Genomic DNA, 20,751 nt, shown 5'->3' with positions numbered 1-20,751 from the left:
ATGACGACGACCACCGAGACCCCCGCCGCCGCCACCGGCGAGACCGTCCTCGACGCCAGCGGAGTCACCATGCGGTTCGGCGGCCTCACCGCCGTCAACAACGTGGACCTCACCGTCAAGAGCGGCGAGATCGTCGGACTCATCGGCCCCAACGGCGCCGGCAAGACCACCTTCTTCAACTGCCTCACCGGCCTCTACATCCCCACCGAGGGCGAAGTCCGGTACAAGGGCACGGTCCTGCCGCCCAAGTCCTTCAAGGTCACCGCCGCGGGCATCGCCCGCACCTTCCAGAACATCCGTCTCTTCAACAACATGACGGTCCTGGAAAACGTCCTCGTCGGACGCCACACCCGCACCAAGGAAGGCCTCTGGTCCGCCCTCCTCCGCCTGCCCGGCTTCCACAAGGAGGAAGCCGCCAGCCGCGAGAAGGCCCTCGAACTCCTCGAGTTCATCGGACTCGCCCACAAGGCCGACCACCTCGCCCGCAACCTCCCCTACGGCGAACAGCGCAAGCTCGAAATCGCCCGCGCCCTCGCCAGCGAGCCCGGCCTCCTGCTCCTCGACGAGCCCACCGCCGGCATGAACCCGCAGGAGACCCGCGCGGCCGAAGAGCTCATCTTCGCCATCCGGGACAAGGGCATCGCGATCCTCGTGATCGAGCACGACATGCGCTTCATCTTCAACCTCTGCGACCGCGTCGCCTGCCTCGTCCAGGGCCAGAAGCTCATCGAAGGCACCGCCACCGAGGTCCAGAGCGACGAGCGCGTCATCGCCGCCTACCTCGGCGAGCCCTTCGAGGCCCCCACCGAGGAAGCCGCGGCAGCCGACACCACGGAAGCCGACACCACCGCGGACGAAGCCCCCGAGGCCGACACCGCCGACGCCCCGGAGACCGACGCCACCCAGGCCGAGGCCACCGAGGAGAGCACCACCAGCACGGACGGAGAAGCCAAGTGACCGCACTGCTCGAGGTCGAAGACCTCAAGGTCGCCTACGGCAAGATCGAGGCCGTCAAGGGCATCTCCTTCAGCGTCGAAGCCGGCCAGATCGTCACCCTCATCGGCACCAACGGCGCCGGCAAGACGACCACCCTGCGCACCCTCTCCGGGCTCATCAAGCCCAAGGGCGGCCAGATCAAGTTCAACGGCAAGAGCCTCAAGAAGGTCCCCGCCCACGACATCGTCTCGCTCGGACTCGCCCACTCCCCCGAGGGGCGGCACATCTTCCCGCGCATGTCGATCGAGGACAACCTCCTCCTCGGCGCCTTCCTCCGCAAGGACAAGGAAGGCATCCAGAAGGACGTCCAGCGCGCCTACGACCTCTTCCCGATCCTGGGAGAGCGCCGCAAGCAGGCCGCCGGCACCCTCTCCGGCGGCGAGCAGCAGATGCTCGCCATGGGCCGCGCCCTCATGTCGCAGCCCAAGCTCCTCATGCTCGACGAGCCCTCCATGGGCCTCTCCCCGATCATGATGCAGAAGATCATGGCCACCATCTCCGAGCTCAAGGCCGCCGGCACGACCATCCTCCTGGTCGAGCAGAACGCCCAGGCCGCGCTGTCCCTGGCCGACCAGGGCCACGTCATGGAGATCGGCAAGATCGTCCTCTCCGGCCCCGGCCGCGAGCTGCTGGTCAACGAGGACGTCCGCAAGGCGTACCTCGGCGAGGACTGACCCCGCCCCGGCACTCCGAAGGCCCGCCTCCCCTCGGGGGGAGGCGGGCCTTCGGGCGTCTGTGCTGCCGCGTACACCGAAGGCCACCCCGGAACGATCTCCGCGGCGGCCTTCGCGTGCGTACGAACGGGCCCCTACTGACCCTTCGCGGCCTTCTTCTCCTCGGCGTCCTCGATGACCGCCTCCGCGACCTGCTGCATCGACATGCGCCGGTCCATCGACGTCTTCTGGATCCACCGGAACGCCGCCGGCTCGGACAGCCCGTACTGCGTCTGCAGCACGCTCTTCGCCCGGTCCACCAGCTTCCGCGTCTCCAGCCGCTGCGAGAGGTCCGCGACCTCCTTCTCCAGCGCCTTCAGCTCCGCGAACCGCGACACCGCCATCTCGATGGCCGGCACCACGTCGCTCTTGCTGAACGGCTTCACCAGGTACGCCATCGCACCGGCGTCCCGGGCCCGCTCGACGAGGTCGCGCTGCGAGAACGCGGTCAGCATCAGCACGGGAGCGATGGACTCCCCCGCGATCTTCTCCGCCGCGGAGATCCCGTCCAGGACCGGCATCTTCACGTCGAGGATCACGAGGTCGGGCCGGTGCTCGCGCGCGAGCTCGACGGCCGTCTGCCCGTCCCCGGCCTCGCCGACGACGGAGTACCCCTCCTCCTCCAGCATCTCTTTGAGGTCGAGCCGGATCAGCGCCTCGTCCTCGGCGATGACGACACGGGTCGTCAGCGGCGGAACATGCGACTGGTCGGCGTCGACGGGGGTGGTCGACGGCTCGTTCTCGGCGGTCACGGGACTCCTCGTTCCAAGGCTGGTTCAGCTCCCCTGAGCCTACCTAGCTCCTGTATGTTTGAGTCACAGCAGCTTTCCGCTAACCTTCGTTTCGAAGGATGCCCCGGTAGTCCAGCGGTAGAGACACGGTGCTCAAACCACCGACAGCGTCGGTTCGAATCCGACCCGGGGTACTTTACCTTCTTTTCTAAGGCCGCCCGAGAATCGGGGGGTCTTCACTCGTCATGGTGAACGAAGCTTCGAATTCACGCTAAGCGGGCGATTCGACACCACGCTCGGGCTTGTGGAGCACACTTCTTCGACACGCGAGCACGCTCTCGTTCTCTTGCGTCAAGGCATGACGAACCAGGCCGTCGCCCAGCGCCTCGGGGTGCCGCGGGGCACAGTCGGATGGTGGCGGCATGAGGACCGCAGACGACGGCGTGAACCCTTCATCCGGCCCACCGACTGCCCTCGCTGTATAGGCCGGCCATTCGACCAGGAGGCCTATTCCTATCTCCTCGGCCTATACCTGGGGGACGGCCACATCGTCTCCAAGACCAAGCAGCACCATCTGTCGATCTTCTGCGATGCGTCCTGGACGGGGCTCGTCGACGCCGCGGAGGCCGCCATACGGCAGGTGATGAGCATGCCTCGCGTGAGCCGACGGCAGAAGCAGGGATGCGTCGAGGTGAAGTCCTACACGCAGCACTGGGTCTGCATGTTCCCCCAGCACGGCCCGGGCAAGAAGCACGAAAGGTCCATCGCCCTCGAACCCTGGCAACAGCAGGTGGTGGACGAGCACCCCTGGCCCTTCGTGCGGGGTCTCGTGCACTCGGACGGCTGCCGCATCACCAACTGGACCGTCCGCAACGGCAAGCGCTACGAGTACCCGCGGTACTGGTTCACCAACGTGTCCGACGACATCCGTCAGCTCTACACCGACACCCTGGACCGCCTCGGGGTCACCTGGACGCTCTGCACTCGCTACGGCAAGGCGTACAACATCTCCGTGGCCCGGAAGGCGTCGGTGGCGCTCATGGATGCGCACATCGGGCCGAAGTACTAGGCGTGCAGGGTGCCTTCGAGGATCGTGACGGCGCGGCCGGTGAGTTCGACGCGGTCTCGGCGTACGGCGGTGTGGACGAGGCCGGTGCGGGGGGAGGCCTGGAGGCCGGTGAGGGTGGTGCGGTCGAGGCGGGCGGCCCAGTGGGGGGCGAGGGCGGTGTGGGCGCTGCCGGTGACGGGGTCTTCGGGGATGCCGTTGGCGGGGGCGAAGAAGCGGGAGACGAAGTCGTAGCCGCGGGTGGGGTCCTGGGCGAGGGCGGTGACGATGATGCCGCGGATGCCTTCGCGGGTGGTGAGTGCGGCGATGGCGTCGAGGTCGGGGGTGAGGTGGCGGACGGCCTTTTCGTCGGTGAGGTGGACGAGGAGGTCGCCGAGGGGGCCGGTGCGGTAGGTGGGGCCGGGGATGGTGCGGAGGGCCGCGTCCAGTCCGTCGGGGGCGGGGGTCTGGGTGGTGGGGGCGGCGGGGAAGTCGAGGGTGATGGTGCCGTCGGCGTCGGCGTGGGTGGTGAGGGTGCCGTGGTGGTTGCTGGTGAAGCGGACGGTGCCGTCGAGGTGGTGGGTGGTGCGGAGCGTGTGGGCGGTGGCGAGGGTGGCGTGGCCGCAGAGGGTGGCTTCGACGGTGGGGGTGAACCAGCGGATGGCCCAGTCGGTGGGGCTGGGGGTGGGGAGGGCGAAGGCGGTTTCGGGGTGGTTGATTTCGGCGGCGATGTTCTGCATCCAGGTGTCCTCTGGCCAGGTGCCGGGTGGGAGGAGGAGGACGCCGGCGGGGTTGCCGCTGAAGGGGCGGTCGGTGAAGGCGTTGACGAGGTGGAAACGCATGGCGGGAGGTTAGTGGTCCTCGGGGCGGGTGGGGGCGGGCCAATTGGGTTCGGGTGGCCTGTTGGGTGAGACGGGTGCGGCCCGGTCCGAGTGGGTGCTCGGCCGGGCCGTGGTGGTGTGGTGCGGGGTGGTGCGGGGTGTCGCGTCAGACGGGGTCGCCGATGTGGTGGACGCGGACGAGGTTGGTGGAGCCGGGGACGCCGGGCGGGGAGCCGGCGGTGATGACGACGGTGTCGCCCCGTACGCAGCGGCCGATGCGGAGGAGTTCTTCGTCGACCTGGGCGACCATGGCGTCGGTGGAGTCGACGTGGGGGCCGAGGAAGGTTTCGACGCCCCAGGTGAGGTTGAGCTGGGAGCGGGTGGCGGGGTCGGGGGTGAAGGCGAGGAGGGGGATGGGTGAGCGGTAGCGGGAGAGCCGGCGGACGGTGTCGCCGCTCTGGGTGAAGGCGACGAGGAACTTGGCGTTGAGGAAGTCGCCGATTTCGGCTGCCGCGCGGGCGACGGCGCCGCCTTGGGTGCGGGGTTTGCTGCGCTCGGTGAGTGGGGGGAGGCCCTTGGCGAGTACGTCTTCTTCTGCGGCTTCGACGATTTTGGCCATGGTGCGGACGGTGTCGACGGGGTATTTGCCGACGCTGGTTTCGCCGGAGAGCATGACGGCGTCGGTGCCGTCGAGGACGGCGTTGGCGACGTCGGAGGCTTCTGCGCGGGTGGGCCGGCTGTTGTCGATCATCGAGTCGAGCATTTGGGTGGCGACGATGACGGGTTTGGCGTTGCGCTTGGCGAGTTTGATGGCGCGCTTCTGGACGATGGGGACTTGTTCGAGGGGCATTTCGACGCCGAGGTCGCCGCGGGCGACCATGATGCCGTCGAAGGCGGCGACGATGTCGTCGATGTTCTGGACGGCCTGGGGTTTTTCGATCTTTGCGATGACGGGGAGGCGTCGGCCTTCTTCGTCCATGATGCGGTGGACGTCGTCGATGTCGCGGCCGGTGCGGACGAAGGAGAGGGCGATGACGTCGGCTCCGGTGCGCAGGGCCCAGCGGAGGTCGTCGATGTCCTTTTCGGAGAGGGCGGGGACGGAGACGGCGACGCCGGGGAGGTTGAGTCCCTTGTGGTCGCTGACCATGCCGCCTTCGATGACGCGGGTGTGGACGCGGGGGCCGTCGATCGTGGTGACTTCGAGGCTGACGCGGCCGTCGTCGACGAGGATGCGTTCGCCGGGGGTGACGTCGGTGGCGAGGCCCTTGTAGGTGGTGCCGCAGGTGTGGCGGTCGCCGGGGACGTCGTCGACGGTGATGGTGAATTCGTCGCCGCGTTCAAGGAGTACGGGGCCTTCGGTGAAGCGGCCGAGGCGGATCTTCGGGCCTTGAAGGTCGGCGAGGATTCCGACGCTGCGGCCGGTTTCGTCGGAGGCCTTGCGCACGCGGTGGTAGCGCTCCTCGTGTTCGGCGTAGGTGCCGTGGCTGAGGTTGAGGCGGGCGATGTCCATTCCGGCTTCTACGAGGGCTTTGATCTGCTCGTACGAGTCGGTTGCGGGGCCCAGGGTGCAGACGATTTTCGCTCGGCGCATGGGTCGAGCGTATGCCCTACCGGGCGGTAGGAAGGTGGGTCCTGGTGTCTGCTCAACAACCTTCGGGTGAAGGGGTGTTGACAATTGTTGAATGGGCGCGGGGGCGCTCTGATGAGCACCCCCGCGGGCCTGTGGGCCGGGTCGTCAGAGGGCCGGCGGGGTCATGGTGAAGCGTGCGTTGACGGAGGCGTAGACGGTCTGGCGCTGGGGTTCGAGGTCGAGGGCGGGCGGGGGTTCGGCTTCGGCGGCGCCGAAGGCCATGGCGCGGAAGCGGCCGGCGGGGGCGGCCATGGCGACGGGGCGGGCGTCGTCGGCGCCGAGGTCGGCGAGTTCGACGAGGGCGGCGAGCTGGGCGCCGAGGGCGTTGGCGTATTCGCGGGCGCGTTGGACGGCTTCGAGTACGGCTTGTTTGCGGGCTTGTCCGTGGGCCGGGGAGTCGGGGCGCAGGGCCCACCAGGGTCCGTCGACGTGGGTGAGTTCGAGGTCGGCGAGGCGGGTGGTGAGTTCGCCGAGTGCGGTGAAGTCGGCGAGTTCGGCGGTGATGTGGACGCGGCCGTGGTAGGCGCGGATGCGTTCGCCGCGGCCGTGGCGGGTGAGTTCCGGGGTGATGGAGAAGGCGCCGGTTTCGAGTTTCTCGACGGCGTCGCCGTAGCTCTTGACGAGGTCGAGTACGGCGGCGTTGCGGCGGGTGAGGTCGTCGAGGGCGCTGCGGCGGTCGGTGCCGCGGGCGCTGACGCTGATGCCGATGCGGGCGATTTCGGGGTCGACTTCGAGTTGGGCTTCGCCGCGGACGGCGACGCGCGGGACTTGGGGGGTTCCGTAGGGCTGGGGCGTGGCGTCCTGGTCGGTCATGCGGTCCACTGTCGCACCGTCGGGGCGGGGAGGGCGGGTGTGTGGGGTGGTCATCGGATCGCAACCTGGCGGGGGTGTTGCGTGTGGTTGGTCGTGGGCCAGAATCTACGCGCGTTTATCTACGCGCATTGCGTTGCCTCACGAGGGAGAAGACATGCCGTTCGATCGCAGGACGTTCCTGGGCACTTCGGCCGCCACGGGTGCGGCGGTGGCCCTGGCGGGTCCGGCCGGCTCCGCCTCCGCCGCGGCTTCCGCCGCCGGGCAGGTGCCGGCGGGCCGTCCGGTGAAGCGGTACGCGTTCACGGTGATGGGGACGACCGATCTGCACGGGAATGTCTTCAACTGGGACTACTTCACTGACAAGGAGTTCGACGACAAGGCGCACAACGACGTGGGTCTGGCGAAGATCTCGACGCTGGTGGAGCGGGTGCGGGCGGAGAAGGGGCGGCGGAACACGCTGCTGATCGACGCGGGTGACACGATCCAGGGCACGCAGCTGTCGTACTACTACGCGAAGGTGGACCCGATCACGGCGCGGCGTGGTCCGGTGCACCCGATGGCGCAGGCGATGAACGCGATCGGCTATGACGCGGCGGCGCTGGGGAACCACGAGTTCAACTACGGCATTCCGGTGCTGCGGAAGTTCGAGGAGCAGTGTGACTTCCCGCTGCTGGGGGCGAACGCGCTGGATGCGAGGTCGCTGCGGCCGGCGTTCGCGCCGTACAGCATGCACCGGCTGCGGACGCCGTGCGGGCGGGACGTGAAGGTGGCGGTGCTGGGTCTGACGAATCCGGGGATCGCGATCTGGGACAAGCAGAACGTGCAGGGGAAGATGGTGTTCCCGGGCCTGGAGGAGCAGGCGGCGAAGTACGTGCCGCGGCTGCGTTCGATGGGTGCGGACGTGGTGATCGTGTCGGCGCACTCGGGTTCGAGCGGTACGTCGTCGTACGGCGACCAGCTGCCGTACATCGAGAACGCGGCGGGTCTGGTGGCGGAGCAGGTGCCGGGGATCGACGCGATCCTGGTGGGTCACGCGCACACGGAGATCCCGGAGTACCGGGTGAAGAACAGGGAGACGGGCCGGGAGGTCGTGCTGTCGGAGCCGCTGAAGTGGGGGCAGCGGCTGACGCTGTTCGACTTCGAGCTGGTCTTCGAGCGGGGCCGCTGGTCGGTGGAGAAGGTGTCGGCGCAGGTGCTGAACTCCAACACGGTGCCGGAGGACCCGAAGATCACGAAGCTGCTGTCGGACGAGCACGCCAAGGTAGTGGCGTACGTGAACCAGGTGATCGGTACGTCGACGCAGGCGATGTCGGCGGCCGAGGGGCCGGTGAAGGACGTCCCGATCATCGATCTGATCAACCACGTGCAGGCGGACACGGTGCGTGCGGCGCTGGCGGGTACGGAGTTCGCCGCGCTGCCGGTGCTGTCGCAGGCGTCGTGCTTCTCGCGTACGGCGTCGATTCCGGCGGGTCAGGTGACGATCCGGGACGCGGCGGGGCTGTACCCGTTCGAGAACACGCTGGAGGCGCGGCTGCTGACGGGTGCGCAGCTGAAGGACTACCTGGAGTACTCGGCGAAGTACTACGTGCAGACGGCGCCGGGTGAGGTGGTGGACCCGGCGAAGCTGACGAACGCGGAGGGGACGCCGGACTACAACTACGACGCGGTGTACGGGCTGTCGTACGAGATCGACGTGGCGCAGCCGAAGGGGTCGCGGATCGTGGGGCTGTCGTTCGGGGGGCGGCCGGTGGATCCGGCGGCGCAGTTCGTGCTGGCGGTGAACAACTACCGGGCGTCGGGCGGCGGGAACTTCCCGCACGTGCCCGGTGCCCGGCAGCTGTGGGCGAATTCGGACGAGATCCGGAACACGATCATTTCGTGGGTGAAGGCGAAGGGGACGGTGGATCCGGCGCAGTTCGCTTCGGTGGACTGGAAGCTGACGCGGGCGGGTGTGCCGGTGTTCTAGGGGCCGGCGGTCCCCGGGCGGCCCGGCCGTCAGGGGTGTTCGACGAGTGGGAGCAGCTCCCCCGCGGTGTGCGGGCGGGGCTGCTCTCGCGTTTGGAGGCCGAAGGTGGTGAAGGCGGTGCGTTCGGGGAGGGGGTAGGGGTCGGTGCCGGTGAGGGTGTTGAGGATGCGGGCGCTGCGCCAGGCGGCGAGGCCGAGGTCGGGGGCGCCGACGCCGTGGGTGTGGCGTTCGCCGTTCTGTACGTAGATGTGGCAGCCGGTGGCGGTGATGGTGCGGTCGAGGAGCATGCGGTAGTCGGCGTCGATGCGGGGGCGGCCGGTGGCGTCCTTGCGGAGGTAGGGGTCGAGTCCGGCGAGGAGGCCCGCGAGGGGGCGTTCGCGGTAGCCGGTGGCGAGGACGACGGCGTCGGTGGTGAGGCGGGAGCGGGTGCCCTGCTGGACGTGTTCGAGGTGGAGTTCGACCTTGGTGGTGGCGATGCGTCCTGCGGTGCGGACGGTGACGCCGGGGGTGAGGACGACGTCGGGCCAGCCGCCGTGGAGGGTGCGGCGGTAGAGCTCTTCGTGGATGGCGGCGATGGTGTCGGTGTCGATGCCCTTGTGGAGTTGCCATTGGGCGGGGACGAGGTGGTCGCGGACGTGTTCGGGGAGGGCGTGGAAGTAGCGGGTGTAGTCGGGGGTGAAGTGTTCCAGGCCGAGCTTGGAGTACTCCATGGGGGCGAAGGCGGGGGTGCGGGCGAGCCAGGTGAGGCGTTCGCGGCCGGCGGGGCGGGCGCGGAGGAGGTCGAGGAAGACTTCGGCGCCGGACTGGCCGGAGCCGATGACGGTGATGTGGTCGGCGCCGAGGACGCGGGTGCGGTGGTCGAGGTAGGCGCCGGAGTGGATGACGGGGACGGTGGGGGCGTCGGCGAGGGGCTTGAGGGGTTCGGGGACGTGGGGGGCGGTGCCGATGCCGAGGGCGAGGTTGCGGGTGTAGGTGCGGCCGAGGGCTTCGGCTTCGCCGTCGGGGTCGATCTGGGTGAAGTCGACTTCGAAGAGGGCGCGTTCGGGGTTCCAGCGGACGGCGTCGACCTGGTGGCCGAAGTGGAGGCCGGGGAGGCTGTCGGCGACCCAGCGGCAGTAGGCGTCGTATTCGGCGCGCTGGATGTGGAACTTCTCGGCGAAGTAGAAGGGGAAGAGGCGTTCCTTGTGGCGGAGCCAGCGGAGGAAGGACCAGGGGCTGGCGGGGTCGGCGAGGGTGACGAGGTCGGCGAGGAAGGGGACCTGGAGGGTGGCGCCGTCGATGAGGAGGCCGGGGTGCCAGCGGAAGTCGCGGCGCTGGTCGTAGAAGGCGGTGGAGAGCGGCCGGGTGCCGTCGGTGTGGGGGAGGCCGTGGGCGAGGGCGGCGAGGGAGAGGTTGGCGGGGCCGATGCCGATTCCGACGAGGTCATGGGGGGCTTCGGGCTGGGCGGTGGCGGTCATCGGGCCGGTCATGGGTGGGTGCTGCCTTCCGGGAGGTCCAGGAGTGTGAGGAGGTTCGCGAGGTCGCCCTCGGTGGTGTGCGGGTTGAGCAGGGTGGCCTTGAGCCAGAGGCGGCCGTCTGCGGTGGCGCGGCCGAGGACGGCGCGGCCGTGGTGGAGGAGGCTCCGGCGGAGGGCGGCGAGGTCGTCGTCGGTGGCGCCGACGGGCCGGAAGAGCACGGTGCTGATGGTGGGCGGGGCGTGGAGTTCGAAGCGGGGGTGGGCTTCGAGGAGTGCGGCGAGGCGGTGCGCGGTGGCGCAGGTGCGGTCGATGAGGTCGGTGAGTCCGTCGCGGCCGAGGGCACGGAGGGTGGTGGCGATCTTGAGGATGTCGGGGCGGCGGGTGGTGCGGAGGGAACGGCCGAGGAGGTCGGGGAGGCCGGCTTCGGTGTCGTCGTCGGCGTTGAGGTAGTCGGCCTGGTACGTGAGGGGGGTGAGGAGGGCGGGGTCGGGGACGGCGAGGAGTCCTGCGGCGACGGGCTGCCAGCCGAGTTTGTGGAGGTCGAGGGTGAGGGTGGTGGCGTGTTCGAGGCCGGTCAGGCGGTGCCGGTGGGTGGGGCTGAGGGCGAGGAGGCCGCCGTAGGCGGCGTCGACGTGGAGTTCGGCGTGGTGGCGGGCGCAGACGGCGGCGATGTCGTCGAGGGGGTCGATGAGTCCGGCGTCGGTGGTGCCGGCGGTGGCGGCGACGAGGTGGGGGCCGGGGAGTTGGGTGAGGGCGCGGTCGAGGGTGTGGGGGTCGAGGGTGCCGCGGGGGGTGGGGAGGGCGTGGGGGCGGGGCATGCCGAGGAGCCAGGTGGCGCGGGGCAGGGAGTGGTGGGCGTTGGCTCCGTGGACGAGCTGTACGGGTGCGGGGTGGCGTTCGCGGGCGAGGAGGAGGGCGAGTTGGTTGGCCTCGGTGCCGCCGGTGGTGACGAGGGCGTCGGCGGTGGGGGTGCGGAGGATGTCGCGGGCGAGGGCGCGGGTGACGAGCGCTTCGATCTCGGAGGCGGCGGGGGCCTGGTCCCAGGAGTCGAGGGAGGGGTTGAGGGCGCTCGCGGCGAGGTCGGCGGCGGTGGCGACGGCGAGCGGGGGGCAGTGCAGGTGGGCGAGGCAGTGGGGGTGGGCGGGGTCGGCGGCTCCTTCGGCGAGGGCGCGGACGAGGGTGGTGAGGGCCTCGTGGTCGCCGGTGCCGTGGTCGGGGAGTACGTCGCCCAGGGCGTCCCGTACGCGGTGGGCGACGGCGTCGGGGCCGCCGGCGGGGAGGGGGCCGCGGCGGAGGCGGGCGCCGTCTTCGAGTGCGGTGAGGACGGTGTCGAGGAGGGGGCGCAGGGCTGCGGGGCCGGCGGGGCCTCCGGCGAGGGGGGCGGGCATGGGGGTTCCTCCGGGTCGGACCGGGGCGGGGACTCTCCTCCGGTCAGCCCAACGAGAAACCCCCGGTCGGGGTAACCGGTGCCGCCGGGCGGGGGCTGTTTCCGGTGCGGGGGCCTGCCGATGCCGGGGGCTGCCGGTGCCGGGGGGCTACGGCGGCCGCGCCCCCGGGGCGGTGCGCTTCCGGCTCCCAGTGCCGGGGGGGCGGCCGATGCCGGGGGGCTGCCGGTACCCGAGGCTGCCGGTGCCGGGGGCTTGGGCGGCCGCGCCCCCGGGGCGGTGCGCTTCCGGCTCCCCGTGCCGGGGGCCCCCGGGGCCGTACCGGCCCCGGGGTGGGGTGGGGGTTCCGGGCCCGGGGTGGCGTCAGGCGGAGTCGCGGATGCGCAGGGCGCGGGACAGGTCGTCCAGTTGGTCGACGAGCTTGCGGCGGAGGGCCGGGATGAGGTCGGCGTCCTTGAGGCAGGTGCGGCCCGCTTCGAGGGCTTCGGTGTCGACGGCGTGGACGGGGAACGCGTGGCGGCCGGCGGCTTCGGCCATGGCGGGGCCGCGGCGGTCGGCGAGGGCGACGGCGTCGGTGTAGAAGCGGGTGACGTGGTCGCGGGTGAGGTCGGCCTGTTCCGGCTGCCAGAAGCCCTGGGCGGTGGCGGTGAAGAGGTAGTTGGAGAGGGAGTCGTCGGCGAACATGCGCTGCCAGGCGGCGGCCTTGGCCTCGGGGTCGGGGAGGGCGGCCCGGCAGCGGGCGGCGCCTTCCTGGCCGGTGGCGCTGGGGTCGCGGTCGAGTTCGGCGGCGATGTCGGTCTCGCCGACGGCGCCGAGTACGGAGAGGCGGGCGAGGATGCGCCAGCGCAGCTCGGGGTCGAGTTCGGGGCCGCCGGGGACGGTGCCGTCGGCGAGCCAGGCGGCGATGGTGTCGGGCTGGGTGGCGGCGCCGATGAAGGCGCGTACGGCGGCGAGGCGGAGGCCGGGGTTGTCGCCGTCCTCGGTGCGGCGGATCAGGTCGCGGCAGATGCCGGTGATGGTGGCGAGGGCGACGGGCCGCTGCGCGGGGGTGACGTACCGGTCGGCGATGTGGGTGTGGGCGAAGGCGAGGACGCCCTGGACGAGGGCGAGGTCGGTTTCGCCGGGGAGGTGCGCGCGGGCGGCTTCGAGGTAGGCGAGGGGGGCGAGTTCGCCGTCGCGGACCATGTCGCGGGCGGCGTTCCAGACCACGGCCCGGGTGAGGGGGTCGGGGATGCCGGAGAGGGCGCGCAGGGTGGTGTCCCAGGAGGCCGGGTCGAGGCGGACCTTGGCGTAGCTGAGGTCGCCGTCGTTGAGGACGATGAGGGCGGGGCGGCGGCCGAGTGCGGAGATGACCTCGCCGGCGGGTACGTCGACACCGAGGCGGTCGCGGAGTTCGAGGCGGCCGGGCGCGCCGGGTACGTCGTCGTAGGTGCCGACGGTGATGTGGTGGGGGCGGGAGCCCTGGTGGCCGACGGTGAGGGTCCAGCCGCCGTCGCGTTCGTCGACGCGGGGGGTGAGGGTGTCGACGCCGGTGGTGCGGAGCCAGGTGTCGGCCCAGGTGTGGACGTCGCGGTCGGTGGAGGCGGCGAGGGAGTCGACGAAGTCGGCGAGGGAGGCGTTGCCGAACTTGTGGCGGGCGAAGTGGGTGTTGATGCCGGCGAGGAAGTCGGCTTCGCCGAGCCAGGCGACGAGCTGGCGGAGGGCGGAGGCGCCCTTGGCGTAGGAGATGCCGTCGAAGTTGAGGAGGGCCGAGGCGGTGTCGGGGACGGCGTCGGGGTCGGGTGCGACGGGGTGGGTGGAGGGGCGCTGGTCGGCGTCGTAGCCCCAGGCCTTGCGGGAGACGCCGAAGTCGGTCCAGGTGTCGGTGAAGCGGGTGGCTTCGGTGAGGGTCTGGTAGCCCATGTACTCGGCGAAGGACTCGTTGAGCCAGATGTCGTCCCACCAGCGGAGGGTGACGAGGTCGCCGAACCACATGTGGGCCATCTCGTGGGCGATGACCATGGCGCGGGTCTGGCGTTCGGTGTCGGTGACGGCGGAGCGGTAGACGAACTCGTCGCGGAAGGTGACGAGTCCGGGGTTCTCCATGGCGCCGGCGTTGAACTCGGGGACGAAGGCCTGGTCGTACGAGTCGAAGGGGTAGGGCTCCGTGAACTTCTCGTGGTAGCGGTCGAAGCAGTCCTTGGTGATGCCGAGGATCTCGTCGGCGTCGGCGTCGAGGTGGGGTGCGAGGGAGCGGCGGCAGTGGATGCCGAAGGGCAGGCCGGCGTGTTCGGTGCGGATGCTGTGCCAGGGGCCGGCGGCGACGGCGGCGAGGTAGGTGGAGATGAGGGGGGTGGTGGCGGCGCGCCAGGTGCCGGCGCCGTCCTCGCGTTCCGAGGTGCGCTCGGTGATGCCGTTGGCGAGGACGGTCCAGCCGCGGGGTGCGGTGACCTCGATGTCGAAGCGGGCCTTGAGGTCGGGCTGGTCGAAGGCGGCGAAGACGCGCTGGACGTCGTCGAGGAAGAGCTGGGTGTAGACGTACGTCTCGCCGTCGGTGGGGTCGGTGAAGCGGTGCATGCCCTCGCCGGTGCGGGAGTAGCGCATGGCGGCGTCGACGCGGAGTTCGTGGGGGCCTTCGGTGAGGGCGGTGAGCGGCAGCCGGTTGCCGTCGCGGAGGGTGGGGTCGAGGGGCTGTCCGTCGAGCGTGGCGGAGCGCAGTTCGGCCGGTTTCAGTTCCACGAACGTGTCACCGGCGGTGTGCGCGGTGAAGGCGATGACGGTGGTGGAGTCGAAGGTGTCGTCGCCGGTGGTGAGGTCGAGTGCGATGGAGTACCGCTGTACGTCGAGGAACCGGGCTCGGGTCTGCGCTTCGTCGCGCGTCAGTACGGACATGGCCCCCATGCTGCCCGAAAGGGCCCCCTTGACGGCAGGGGCCCCGGGGTGGTCCGGGTCTCGGGGGGGGCCGGGTGGTCCCGGCGTGCGGGCCGGGGGTCCGGGCGTGGGCGCCGGTGCTCCGGGCCTGCGGGCCTGGCCTGCCGCCGCCTAGTCGTCCTGGTCCGCGGCGATGGTCTCGTGGTGCCGGATGACCTCGGCGATGATGAAGTTCAGGAGCTTCTCGGCGAAGGCGGGGTCGAGCTTGGCGTTCTCGGCGAGCTGGCGGAGGCGGGCGATCTGGCTGGCCTCGCGGCCGGGGTCGGCGGGGGGCAGGTGGTGCTTGGCCTTGAGGTGGCCGACCTGCTGGGTGCATTTGAAGCGCTCGGCGAGCATGTGGACCACGGCCGCGTCGATGTTGTCGATGCTGTCCCGCAGTCGGGACAGTTCCTCACGGACGTTCTCGTCGATGTCGCTGGTGTTCATGGGGCCTGAGCCTACCGGCGGGCGGGGATCCGATCATCGGCCAATCGGTCTGTGAGACGGGTACCGGCCACGGCTGGTCAGAGGGGCAGCAGGGCGGTGACCAGCCAGCCCCCTTCGGGGGTGGGGCCCGCGGTGAGGGAGCCGCCCATGGCCTCGGCGCGTTCGGTCATGCCGGCCAGGCCGAAGCCGCCGCCGCGGGCCTTGTCGGCGAGGCGGGCGGGGTGGCCGCCGTCGTCGGCGACGCGCACTTCGAGTCCGGTGGGGACGGTGCGTAGGCCGATGCGTACGGCGGTGGCCCCGGCGGCGTGTTTGGTGATGTTGGTGAGGGCTTCGAGGACGATGCGGTGGGCGGTGGCGGCGACGTCGCCGGGTACGCGGGTGTCGAGGCCCTGTTCGACGTGGAGGGCGACGGGCGGGCCGGTGGCCGAGAAGCGTTCGGCGAGTTCCCGGATCTGGGCGAGGCCGGCGACGGGGGCGGTGCCGGCGCCTTTGGCGTCGTCCTCGCGGAGGATGCGGACGAGGCGGCGCATGGCGCCGAGTGCTTCCTCGCCGGCGCTCTGGATGCGGTCGAGCGTACGGGCGGCCTGTTCGGCGTCGGCTCCGGTGAAGCGCGCGGCGCGGGCTTCGACGACGATGCCGGTGACGTGGTGGGCGACGAGGTCGTGGAGCTCGCGGGCGAGTTCGAGGCGTTCGGCGGTGCGTACGGCGCGCAGTTCGCGGACGCGCTGGAGCGACTGGAGGCGCAGCAGCAGGGAGTAGGCGGCGACGACGACGGTGAGGACGGAGAAGAGCAGGGTGAAGCGGCCGGGGTCGAGGTCGCGGACGGGGACGGCGGTGCAGCCGGCGCCGAGGAGGGGGCCGAGGACGGCGGCGGTGCGCGCGGGGGCGCGGAGCAGGACCTGGGAGAGGAGGACGAGGAGGGCGACGGCCTCGCCGATGCCCCAGACGCTGAGGGGTCGGTTGAGGGCGATCAGGGTGATCGTGGCGGTCCAGGTGACGGTGGCGGCGAACCATGCGCGGCCGATGAGCGGCAGGCCGGGCCAGGGTGCGGCGCTGAGGCAGACGAGGAGTCCGGCGCCCCAGACGACTGCGTGGGGGACGGTGGGCTGGCCGGCGAGGACGATGCCTTCGAGGGTGACGAGGGCGAGCAGGACGAGGGTGAGGGCGAGGCGGGCGCCGTCGGCGGTGCGGGGGTGGCGCCGGGCCCAGCGGGCGAGGGGGCTCACGGGGTGCCCGCGGCCAGTCCGCTCTCCCAGGCCCAGGCGGCGATCTCGACGCGGTTGCGGGCGTCGAGTTTGGTCTGGACGTTGGCCAGGTGGGTCTTGACGGTGGAGAGGGATACGTAGAGTTCGGCGGCGATCTCGGCGTTGGTGCGGCCGCGGGCCAGGCAGCGGACGACTTCCCGTTCGCGTTCGGTGAGGGGTTCGGCGGGGCGTCGGGCGGCCTCTGCGGCGGGGGTGCGGGGGGCCATCTCGCGGAGCAGGCGGACGGTGATGGCGGGTGAGACGAGGGAGTCGCCGACGGCCGCGGCGCGGACGGCCTCAACCAGCATGGCCGGGCTCGCGTCCTTGAGGAGGAAGCCGGAGGCGCCGCCGTGCAGGGCGGCGTGGACGTATTCGTCCAGGTCGAAGGTGGTGACGATGACGATGCGCGGGGTGGTGCGGCCGGCGAGCCGCCGGGTGACCTCCAGGCCGTCGAGCCGGGGCATCCGGATGTCGAGGAGGAGGACGTCCGGCTGGTGGCGTTCGACGGCGGCGAGGGCGGCCTCTCCGTCGACGACGTCGTCGAGGACCTCGATGTCGGGCTGGCTCTCCAGGATCATGCGGAATCCGGTCCGGACCATTTCCTGGTCGTCCGCGATGACCACCGTGATCGCCATGGGTTGCCTGCCCCTGTGTCGCCCGTCGTCAGCCAGTCCTTCCCATGGGACCGGGGGGCCGGACGGCCCGCAACCGCAGCGGGGGCCGTGGGGAGGGGCGTACGGGGCCGGGACGGGGCGGGTCCGGCTCCGGGGTGCCGGGTTCGAGGGTAGGCGGGGCCGTGGCGGGGTGCCTCGTCCTTCCGGCCGGTTCCGGCCCGGCCGGAAGGACGGGGGTGGGTGCCCCGCGGGGGGTCCGGTGGGTGGGTGCGGGCGGGGCGGGGAGTGGCTTGTCCGCTGGTGGCGGGCCCGGGGGCGGCGGGCCTGCTGGTGGCGGGTCCGGGGGTGGCGGGCGGCCGGGCCGGGGACGGGAGCCCGGCCGCCCGGAGCGGGGACCGCGGGGTCCCCGCGTACTGCGGGATCCGGGGGGTGCCGGGGAGCCACGGCGTCCGTGGGCTCCCCGGGGTCCGCGGGTCCGCTGGGGTCAGAGGCCCGCGGCCGCGCTCTTGATGGCCGCGGCGAAGGTGGAGACCTCGGTGTAGACGCCGGGGTAGCCGGCGCGGGCGCAGCCCTCGCCCCAGCTGGTGATGCCGACCTGGATCCAGGCTCCGGCCGCGTCGCGGCGGAACATGGGGCCGCCGGAGTCGCCCTGACAGGTGTCGACGCCGCCCTGCGGGAAGCCGGCGCAGATCTCCTCGCCCTTGATCAGGGAGGAGCCGTACGCGGCGGCGCAGTCGGTGTCGGAGACGAAGGGGACGTCGGCCTTGAGGAGGTAGCGCTGCTGGGCGCCGCCTTCGCGGGCGGCTCCCCAGCCGGCGACGGTGAAGGTGCCGCTGTTGTACTGGGTGGTCTCGGCGATCTTGAGGGTGGGCAGGTTGATGGGCTGGGCGAGTTTGATCAGGGCCCAGTCCTTGCCGTTGCCGTTGTAGCCGGGGGCCTGGAGGACCTTGGTGGAGCGGACCTTGATGGCGCTGGCGCTGCGCAGGTCGACGACGCCGGCGGTGGCGGTGATGGAGGTGTTGTTGCCGGAGCCGCTGACGCAGTGCGCGGCGGTGAGGACGATCTGCTGGGTGTAGAGGGCGCCGCCGCAGCCCATGGAGAGGCGGACCATCCAGGGGAATTCGCCCTGGGCGGCGCGGACGCCGCCGACGACGGGCTGGGGCGCAGCCGTGGCGGTGGCGGGCTGGAGGCTGAAGGCGGCGAGCGCGACGGCGGCCGCGGCGAGGGTGCGCCTGACGAGCCGGCGGGCGAGGGAGCTCTTCCGGTTCCGTATGGAGTTCAACACACTGCCTTTCGTGGGGGGTGGGGCCGTGCGCGGCCAGTCCGCGCGGACCGGCCGGACATGACGCGTCCATGTCACATCGCCGTGCGCGGCGGCGGCAAGAAGGGGTTTTCGGCCAATCACGGACGGAGGCGGACCGGGTGAACCGGACCAGCGAGATCGAGCACGGCTTCCCCCACCTGGAGACCGTGCGGGCGGCGGTCACCGCGCTGTACCGGCGGCTGTCCGCGGACGGGGTCCGCTCGTACGCGCCCGCCTTCGCCCCCGCCGACGCGGCGTTCTCCCCCGAGGACGACCTGTACCTCGGCGCGCAGCGGGTGGCCTCCGCCCTGGTCCGGCACTTCCGGCTGCCCGACGCCCGCGTGGTGGTGTCCTTCCGGCGGATGGAGGAGGCCGCGAGCGTCGAACCGGCCGCGGGCCCGGAGTACTTCGTCGAACTCAACGACCGCTTCCGCGAACACCGCCGGGACGTCGCCGCCGCCCTCGCCCACGAGATCGCCCACGTCTTCCTGCACCGCCTGGACCTGGGCTTCCCCGGCACCCGCGCCAACGAGATCCTCACCGACACGGCCACGGCCTACCTCGGCGCCGGCTGGCTGCTGCTCGACGCCTACCGCGAGGACGCCCTCACCCACCAGAAGCTCGGCTACCTCACGCCCGAGGAGTTCGGGTACGTGCTGGCGAAGCGGGCCGACCTGCTGGGCGAGGACCCCTCCCCCGCCTTCACCAGCCCGCAGGCCTGGCCCGCGTACCTGCGCGGCCGCGAACTCGCCCGGCGGGACGCCCGGCAGGCCCCCCTCGCCGCCGCGCCCTGGGGCGAGCGGCGCCGGTACGCGCGCGAGCGCCGCCGCGCACTCGCCCGCCCGGGGGAACCCCACGCCCCCGCCGGGCTCCCGTACCGCTTCGAGGGCCCCGCGGGCGCGCCGCGGGTGACCTTCCCCTGCCCGGTCTGCCACCAGCGGGTGCGCGTCCCGGTACGCGGCCCCGTGCGGATCCGCTGCGGACTGTGCCGCAGTCCGCTGGACTGCGACACGTGAACCGCCCGGCGCGGTGCGGGGGTTCGGCCGGCACCGCGCGCCGATTCCCCCGATCCGGTGACGGCGCTCCGCGGACGTTGATCCTTCCGGGGCGCACGGGGCGCGTGAGGGCGCGTACGACCTGCGGTGTGCTGCCGGAACCCGCCCGGAGCGGTGTCGGCGGTGCGGCCGAATGCGCTACTCCTGGACACGGAGAGTGAGAGATCCACCTCAAGGAGTAGTCGGAATGTCTGTAGACGCGGGGGCGGCGAACCCCTCGGTGACCGCCCACCAGATCCAGCTCAGCCTCAGCACCGCGGCCGCCCGGAACCTGGCGACCACGACCAAGTCCGAACCCCAGATGCAGGGCATCAGCTCGCGCTGGCTGCTGCGGAAGCTGCCCTGGGTGCACACCCCCGGCGGCGTCTACCGCGTCAACCGCCGCCTGTCGTACGTCGTCGGCGACGGCCGCGTCACCTTCGTCAAGAGCGGCTCCCAGGTCCAGGTGATCCCCGCCGAACTCGCCGAACTCCCCCTGCTGCGCGGCTTCGACGACCCCACCGCGCTCGGCGCGCTGGCCGAGAGGTTCGTCCAGCGCGAGTTCGAGCCCGGCCAGCTGATCGTCCAGGCCGGCGCCCCCGCCGACCACGTCTACCTCGTCGCGCACGGCAAGATCGAGAAGGTCGGGCGGGGCCCGTACGGCGAGGAGGCCGTGCTCGGCCGCCTCGGCGACGGCGACACCTTCGGCGGCCACACCCTGGCCGACTCCGACGGCGTCGTCTGGGACTACACCGCCCGCGCCGCCACCGCCGTGACCCTGCTCGCCCTCCCCCAGGCCGCGTACCAGGCGGTCGCCGACCAGTACCAGGGCCTGCGCGCGCACGTCACGCAGCAGCGCAACACCAGCGGCTCGAACGGCTACAAGACCAACAGGGCCGGCGAGAAGGCCATCGAGCTGAGCGCCGGCCACGTCGGCGAGGCGACGCTGCCCGGCGCCTTCGCGGACTACGAGCTGACGCCCCGCGAGTACGAGCTGAGCGTGGCCCAGACGGTCCTCAAGGTGCACAGCCGGGTCGCCGACCTCTACAACCAGCCGATGAACCAGACGCAGCAGCAGCTCCGCCTGACCATCCAGGAGCTGCGCGAGCTCCAGGAGTACGAGCTGGTGAACAACCCGGAGTTCGGGCTGCTCCACAACGCCGACTTCGACCAGCGCATCCAGACCCACTCGGGCCCGCCCACCCCGGACGACCTCGACGACCTGATCAGCATGCGGCGCGGCACCCAGTACCTGTTCGCCCACCCCAAGGCGATCGCGGCCTTCGGCAAGGAGTGCAACAAGCGCGGCCTGAACCTCGGGAACGTCGACGTGGACGGCCACCACATCCCGGCCTGGCGGGGCATCCCGATCCTCCCCTGCGGGAAGATCCCGATCTCCGACCGGCACGCGTCCTCGATCATCGCGGTGCGCACCGGCGAGGACAACGAGGGCGTGATCGGCCTCTACCAGACCGGCCTGCCGGACGAGGTCGAGCCCAGCCTGAACGTCCGCTTCATGGGCATCGACGAGCGGGCGATCATCTCCTACCTGGTCACCGCCTACTACTCCGCCGCCATCCTCGTGCCCGACGCCGTCGGCGTGCTGGAGAACGTCGAGGTCCGTCCGCGCGCCTGAGCCGGCGGCTCCCACGATGCCCCCCCC

At 71.6% G+C, this 20,751-nt stretch carries 17 protein-coding genes and 1 tRNA gene; 7 read left to right on the top strand and 11 right to left on the bottom strand.

The window, feature by feature from the left end; genetic code table 11:
• Both ACIQUR_RS09580 and ACIQUR_RS09575 read left to right on the top strand, forming a co-directional pair.
• Positions 1–957 (top strand): ABC transporter ATP-binding protein, encoded by a 957-nt coding sequence (locus ACIQUR_RS09580; protein WP_403660926.1) that lies wholly within the window; start codon positions 1–3, stop codon positions 955–957.
• Positions 954–1,670, top strand: coding sequence for an ABC transporter ATP-binding protein (locus ACIQUR_RS09575; RefSeq protein WP_403660923.1), 717 nt, complete (start codon positions 954–956; stop codon positions 1,668–1,670). The genes ACIQUR_RS09580 and ACIQUR_RS09575 overlap by 4 nt, the downstream gene beginning before the upstream one ends.
• Positions 1,671–1,804: 134 nt before the next feature.
• On the opposite strand, the gene ACIQUR_RS09570 is transcribed toward ACIQUR_RS09575, so the two are convergent.
• Positions 1,805–2,461, bottom strand: coding sequence for an ANTAR domain-containing response regulator (locus tag ACIQUR_RS09570; protein WP_403660920.1), 657 nt, complete (start codon positions 2,459–2,461; stop codon positions 1,805–1,807).
• Positions 2,462–2,561: 100 nt separating this feature from the next.
• Here ACIQUR_RS09570 and ACIQUR_RS09565 point away from each other — a divergent pair.
• Positions 2,562–2,634, top strand: a tRNA-Leu gene (locus ACIQUR_RS09565).
• Between the two features lie 110 nt (positions 2,635–2,744).
• A complete protein-coding gene (locus ACIQUR_RS09560; protein WP_403660917.1) occupies positions 2,745–3,509 on the top strand; it encodes a helix-turn-helix domain-containing protein in 765 nt (254 codons plus the stop codon).
• Here the strand turns inward: ACIQUR_RS09560 and ACIQUR_RS09555 are convergent.
• From ACIQUR_RS09555 to ACIQUR_RS09545, 3 genes are all read right to left on the bottom strand, one after another.
• Positions 3,506–4,327, bottom strand: coding sequence for a PhzF family phenazine biosynthesis protein (locus tag ACIQUR_RS09555; RefSeq protein WP_403660914.1), 822 nt, complete (start codon positions 4,325–4,327; stop codon positions 3,506–3,508). The genes ACIQUR_RS09560 and ACIQUR_RS09555 overlap by 4 nt on opposite strands.
• Before the next feature lie 145 nt (positions 4,328–4,472).
• Positions 4,473–5,897 carry a pyruvate kinase gene (pyk, locus tag ACIQUR_RS09550; RefSeq protein ID WP_403660910.1) on the bottom strand — a complete coding sequence of 475 codons (1,425 nt, stop codon included), beginning with the start codon at positions 5,895–5,897 and terminating at the stop codon, positions 4,473–4,475.
• A 144-nt stretch (positions 5,898–6,041) separates the two neighbouring features.
• Entirely contained in the window at positions 6,042–6,749 is a 708-nt protein-coding gene (locus ACIQUR_RS09545) for an SIMPL domain-containing protein (protein WP_403660907.1), read from the bottom strand.
• A 154-nt stretch (positions 6,750–6,903) separates the two neighbouring features.
• On the opposite strand from ACIQUR_RS09545, the gene ACIQUR_RS09540 reads away from it, so the two are divergent.
• A complete protein-coding gene (locus tag ACIQUR_RS09540; protein WP_403660904.1) occupies positions 6,904–8,715 on the top strand; it encodes a bifunctional metallophosphatase/5'-nucleotidase in 1,812 nt (603 codons plus the stop codon).
• A gap of 29 nt (positions 8,716–8,744) precedes the next feature.
• Here ACIQUR_RS09540 and ACIQUR_RS09535 read toward each other — a convergent pair whose 3' ends face one another.
• The 7 genes from ACIQUR_RS09535 to ACIQUR_RS09505 all read right to left on the bottom strand — a co-directional run bounded on the left by ACIQUR_RS09535 (position 8,745) and on the right by ACIQUR_RS09505 (position 18,033).
• Positions 8,745–10,172 carry a lysine N(6)-hydroxylase/L-ornithine N(5)-oxygenase family protein gene (locus tag ACIQUR_RS09535; RefSeq protein WP_403661451.1) on the bottom strand — a complete coding sequence of 476 codons (1,428 nt, stop codon included), beginning with the start codon at positions 10,170–10,172 and terminating at the stop codon, positions 8,745–8,747.
• An 8-nt stretch (positions 10,173–10,180) separates the two neighbouring features.
• Positions 10,181–11,560: a pyridoxal phosphate-dependent decarboxylase family protein gene (locus ACIQUR_RS09530; RefSeq protein WP_403660901.1), complete on the bottom strand. Its 1,380-nt coding sequence runs from the start codon at positions 11,558–11,560 to the stop codon at positions 10,181–10,183.
• Between the two features lie 360 nt (positions 11,561–11,920).
• Positions 11,921–14,428 (bottom strand): aminopeptidase N, encoded by a 2,508-nt coding sequence (pepN, locus tag ACIQUR_RS09525; protein WP_403660898.1) that lies wholly within the window; start codon positions 14,426–14,428, stop codon positions 11,921–11,923.
• A gap of 150 nt (positions 14,429–14,578) precedes the next feature.
• A complete protein-coding gene (locus ACIQUR_RS09520; RefSeq protein ID WP_399940021.1) occupies positions 14,579–14,893 on the bottom strand; it encodes a chorismate mutase in 315 nt (104 codons plus the stop codon).
• Positions 14,894–14,970: 77 nt separating this feature from the next.
• Positions 14,971–16,119 carry a sensor histidine kinase gene (locus ACIQUR_RS09515; protein ID WP_403660894.1) on the bottom strand — a complete coding sequence of 383 codons (1,149 nt, stop codon included), beginning with the start codon at positions 16,117–16,119 and terminating at the stop codon, positions 14,971–14,973.
• Entirely contained in the window at positions 16,116–16,772 is a 657-nt protein-coding gene (locus tag ACIQUR_RS09510) for a response regulator (protein WP_403660891.1), read from the bottom strand. Before ACIQUR_RS09510 ends, ACIQUR_RS09515 begins: the two co-directional genes overlap by 4 nt.
• Positions 16,773–17,235: 463 nt before the next feature.
• The gene (locus ACIQUR_RS09505; protein WP_399940013.1) at positions 17,236–18,033 is read right to left on the bottom strand and encodes a serine protease; all 798 of its coding nucleotides are present in this window, start codon (positions 18,031–18,033) and stop codon (positions 17,236–17,238) included.
• A gap of 140 nt (positions 18,034–18,173) precedes the next feature.
• Here ACIQUR_RS09505 and ACIQUR_RS09500 point away from each other — a divergent pair, with 140 nt between their 5' ends.
• Together ACIQUR_RS09500 and ACIQUR_RS09495 are read left to right on the top strand one after the other, a co-directional pair.
• Positions 18,174–19,070 carry a hypothetical protein gene (locus ACIQUR_RS09500; RefSeq protein WP_403660888.1) on the top strand — a complete coding sequence of 299 codons (897 nt, stop codon included), beginning with the start codon at positions 18,174–18,176 and terminating at the stop codon, positions 19,068–19,070.
• Between the two features lie 226 nt (positions 19,071–19,296).
• Entirely contained in the window at positions 19,297–20,724 is a 1,428-nt protein-coding gene (locus tag ACIQUR_RS09495; RefSeq protein ID WP_403660885.1) for a family 2B encapsulin nanocompartment shell protein, read from the top strand.
• The last annotated feature ends 27 nt before the right edge of the window (positions 20,725–20,751 follow it).

Origin of the sequence: Streptomyces sp. NPDC101132, from assembly GCF_044759225.1 — a bacterium.
Classification (GTDB): Bacteria; Actinomycetota; Actinomycetes; order Streptomycetales; family Streptomycetaceae; genus Streptomyces.
This window is presented reverse-complemented; position numbering and strand designations above follow the sequence as displayed.

Coding starts and splice junctions, on each gene's coding strand:
- ACIQUR_RS09580 (WP_403660926.1), top strand. CDS start 1: ATGACGACGACCACCGAGACCCCCGCCGCCGCCACCGGCGAGACCGTC.
- ACIQUR_RS09555 (WP_403660914.1), bottom strand. CDS start 4,327: ATGCGTTTCCACCTCGTCAACGCCTTCACCGACCGCCCCTTCAGCGGC.
- pyk (WP_403660910.1), bottom strand. CDS start 5,897: ATGCGCCGAGCGAAAATCGTCTGCACCCTGGGCCCCGCAACCGACTCG.
- ACIQUR_RS09545 (WP_403660907.1), bottom strand. CDS start 6,749: ATGACCGACCAGGACGCCACGCCCCAGCCCTACGGAACCCCCCAAGTC.
- ACIQUR_RS09540 (WP_403660904.1), top strand. CDS start 6,904: ATGCCGTTCGATCGCAGGACGTTCCTGGGCACTTCGGCCGCCACGGGT.
- ACIQUR_RS09535 (WP_403661451.1), bottom strand. CDS start 10,172: ATGACCGCCACCGCCCAGCCCGAAGCCCCCCATGACCTCGTCGGAATC.
- ACIQUR_RS09530 (WP_403660901.1), bottom strand. CDS start 11,560: ATGCCCGCCCCCCTCGCCGGAGGCCCCGCCGGCCCCGCAGCCCTGCGC.
- pepN (WP_403660898.1), bottom strand. CDS start 14,428: ATGTCCGTACTGACGCGCGACGAAGCGCAGACCCGAGCCCGGTTCCTC.
- ACIQUR_RS09520 (WP_399940021.1), bottom strand. CDS start 14,893: ATGAACACCAGCGACATCGACGAGAACGTCCGTGAGGAACTGTCCCGA.
- ACIQUR_RS09510 (WP_403660891.1), bottom strand. CDS start 16,772: ATGGCGATCACGGTGGTCATCGCGGACGACCAGGAAATGGTCCGGACC.
- ACIQUR_RS09495 (WP_403660885.1), top strand. CDS start 19,297: ATGTCTGTAGACGCGGGGGCGGCGAACCCCTCGGTGACCGCCCACCAG.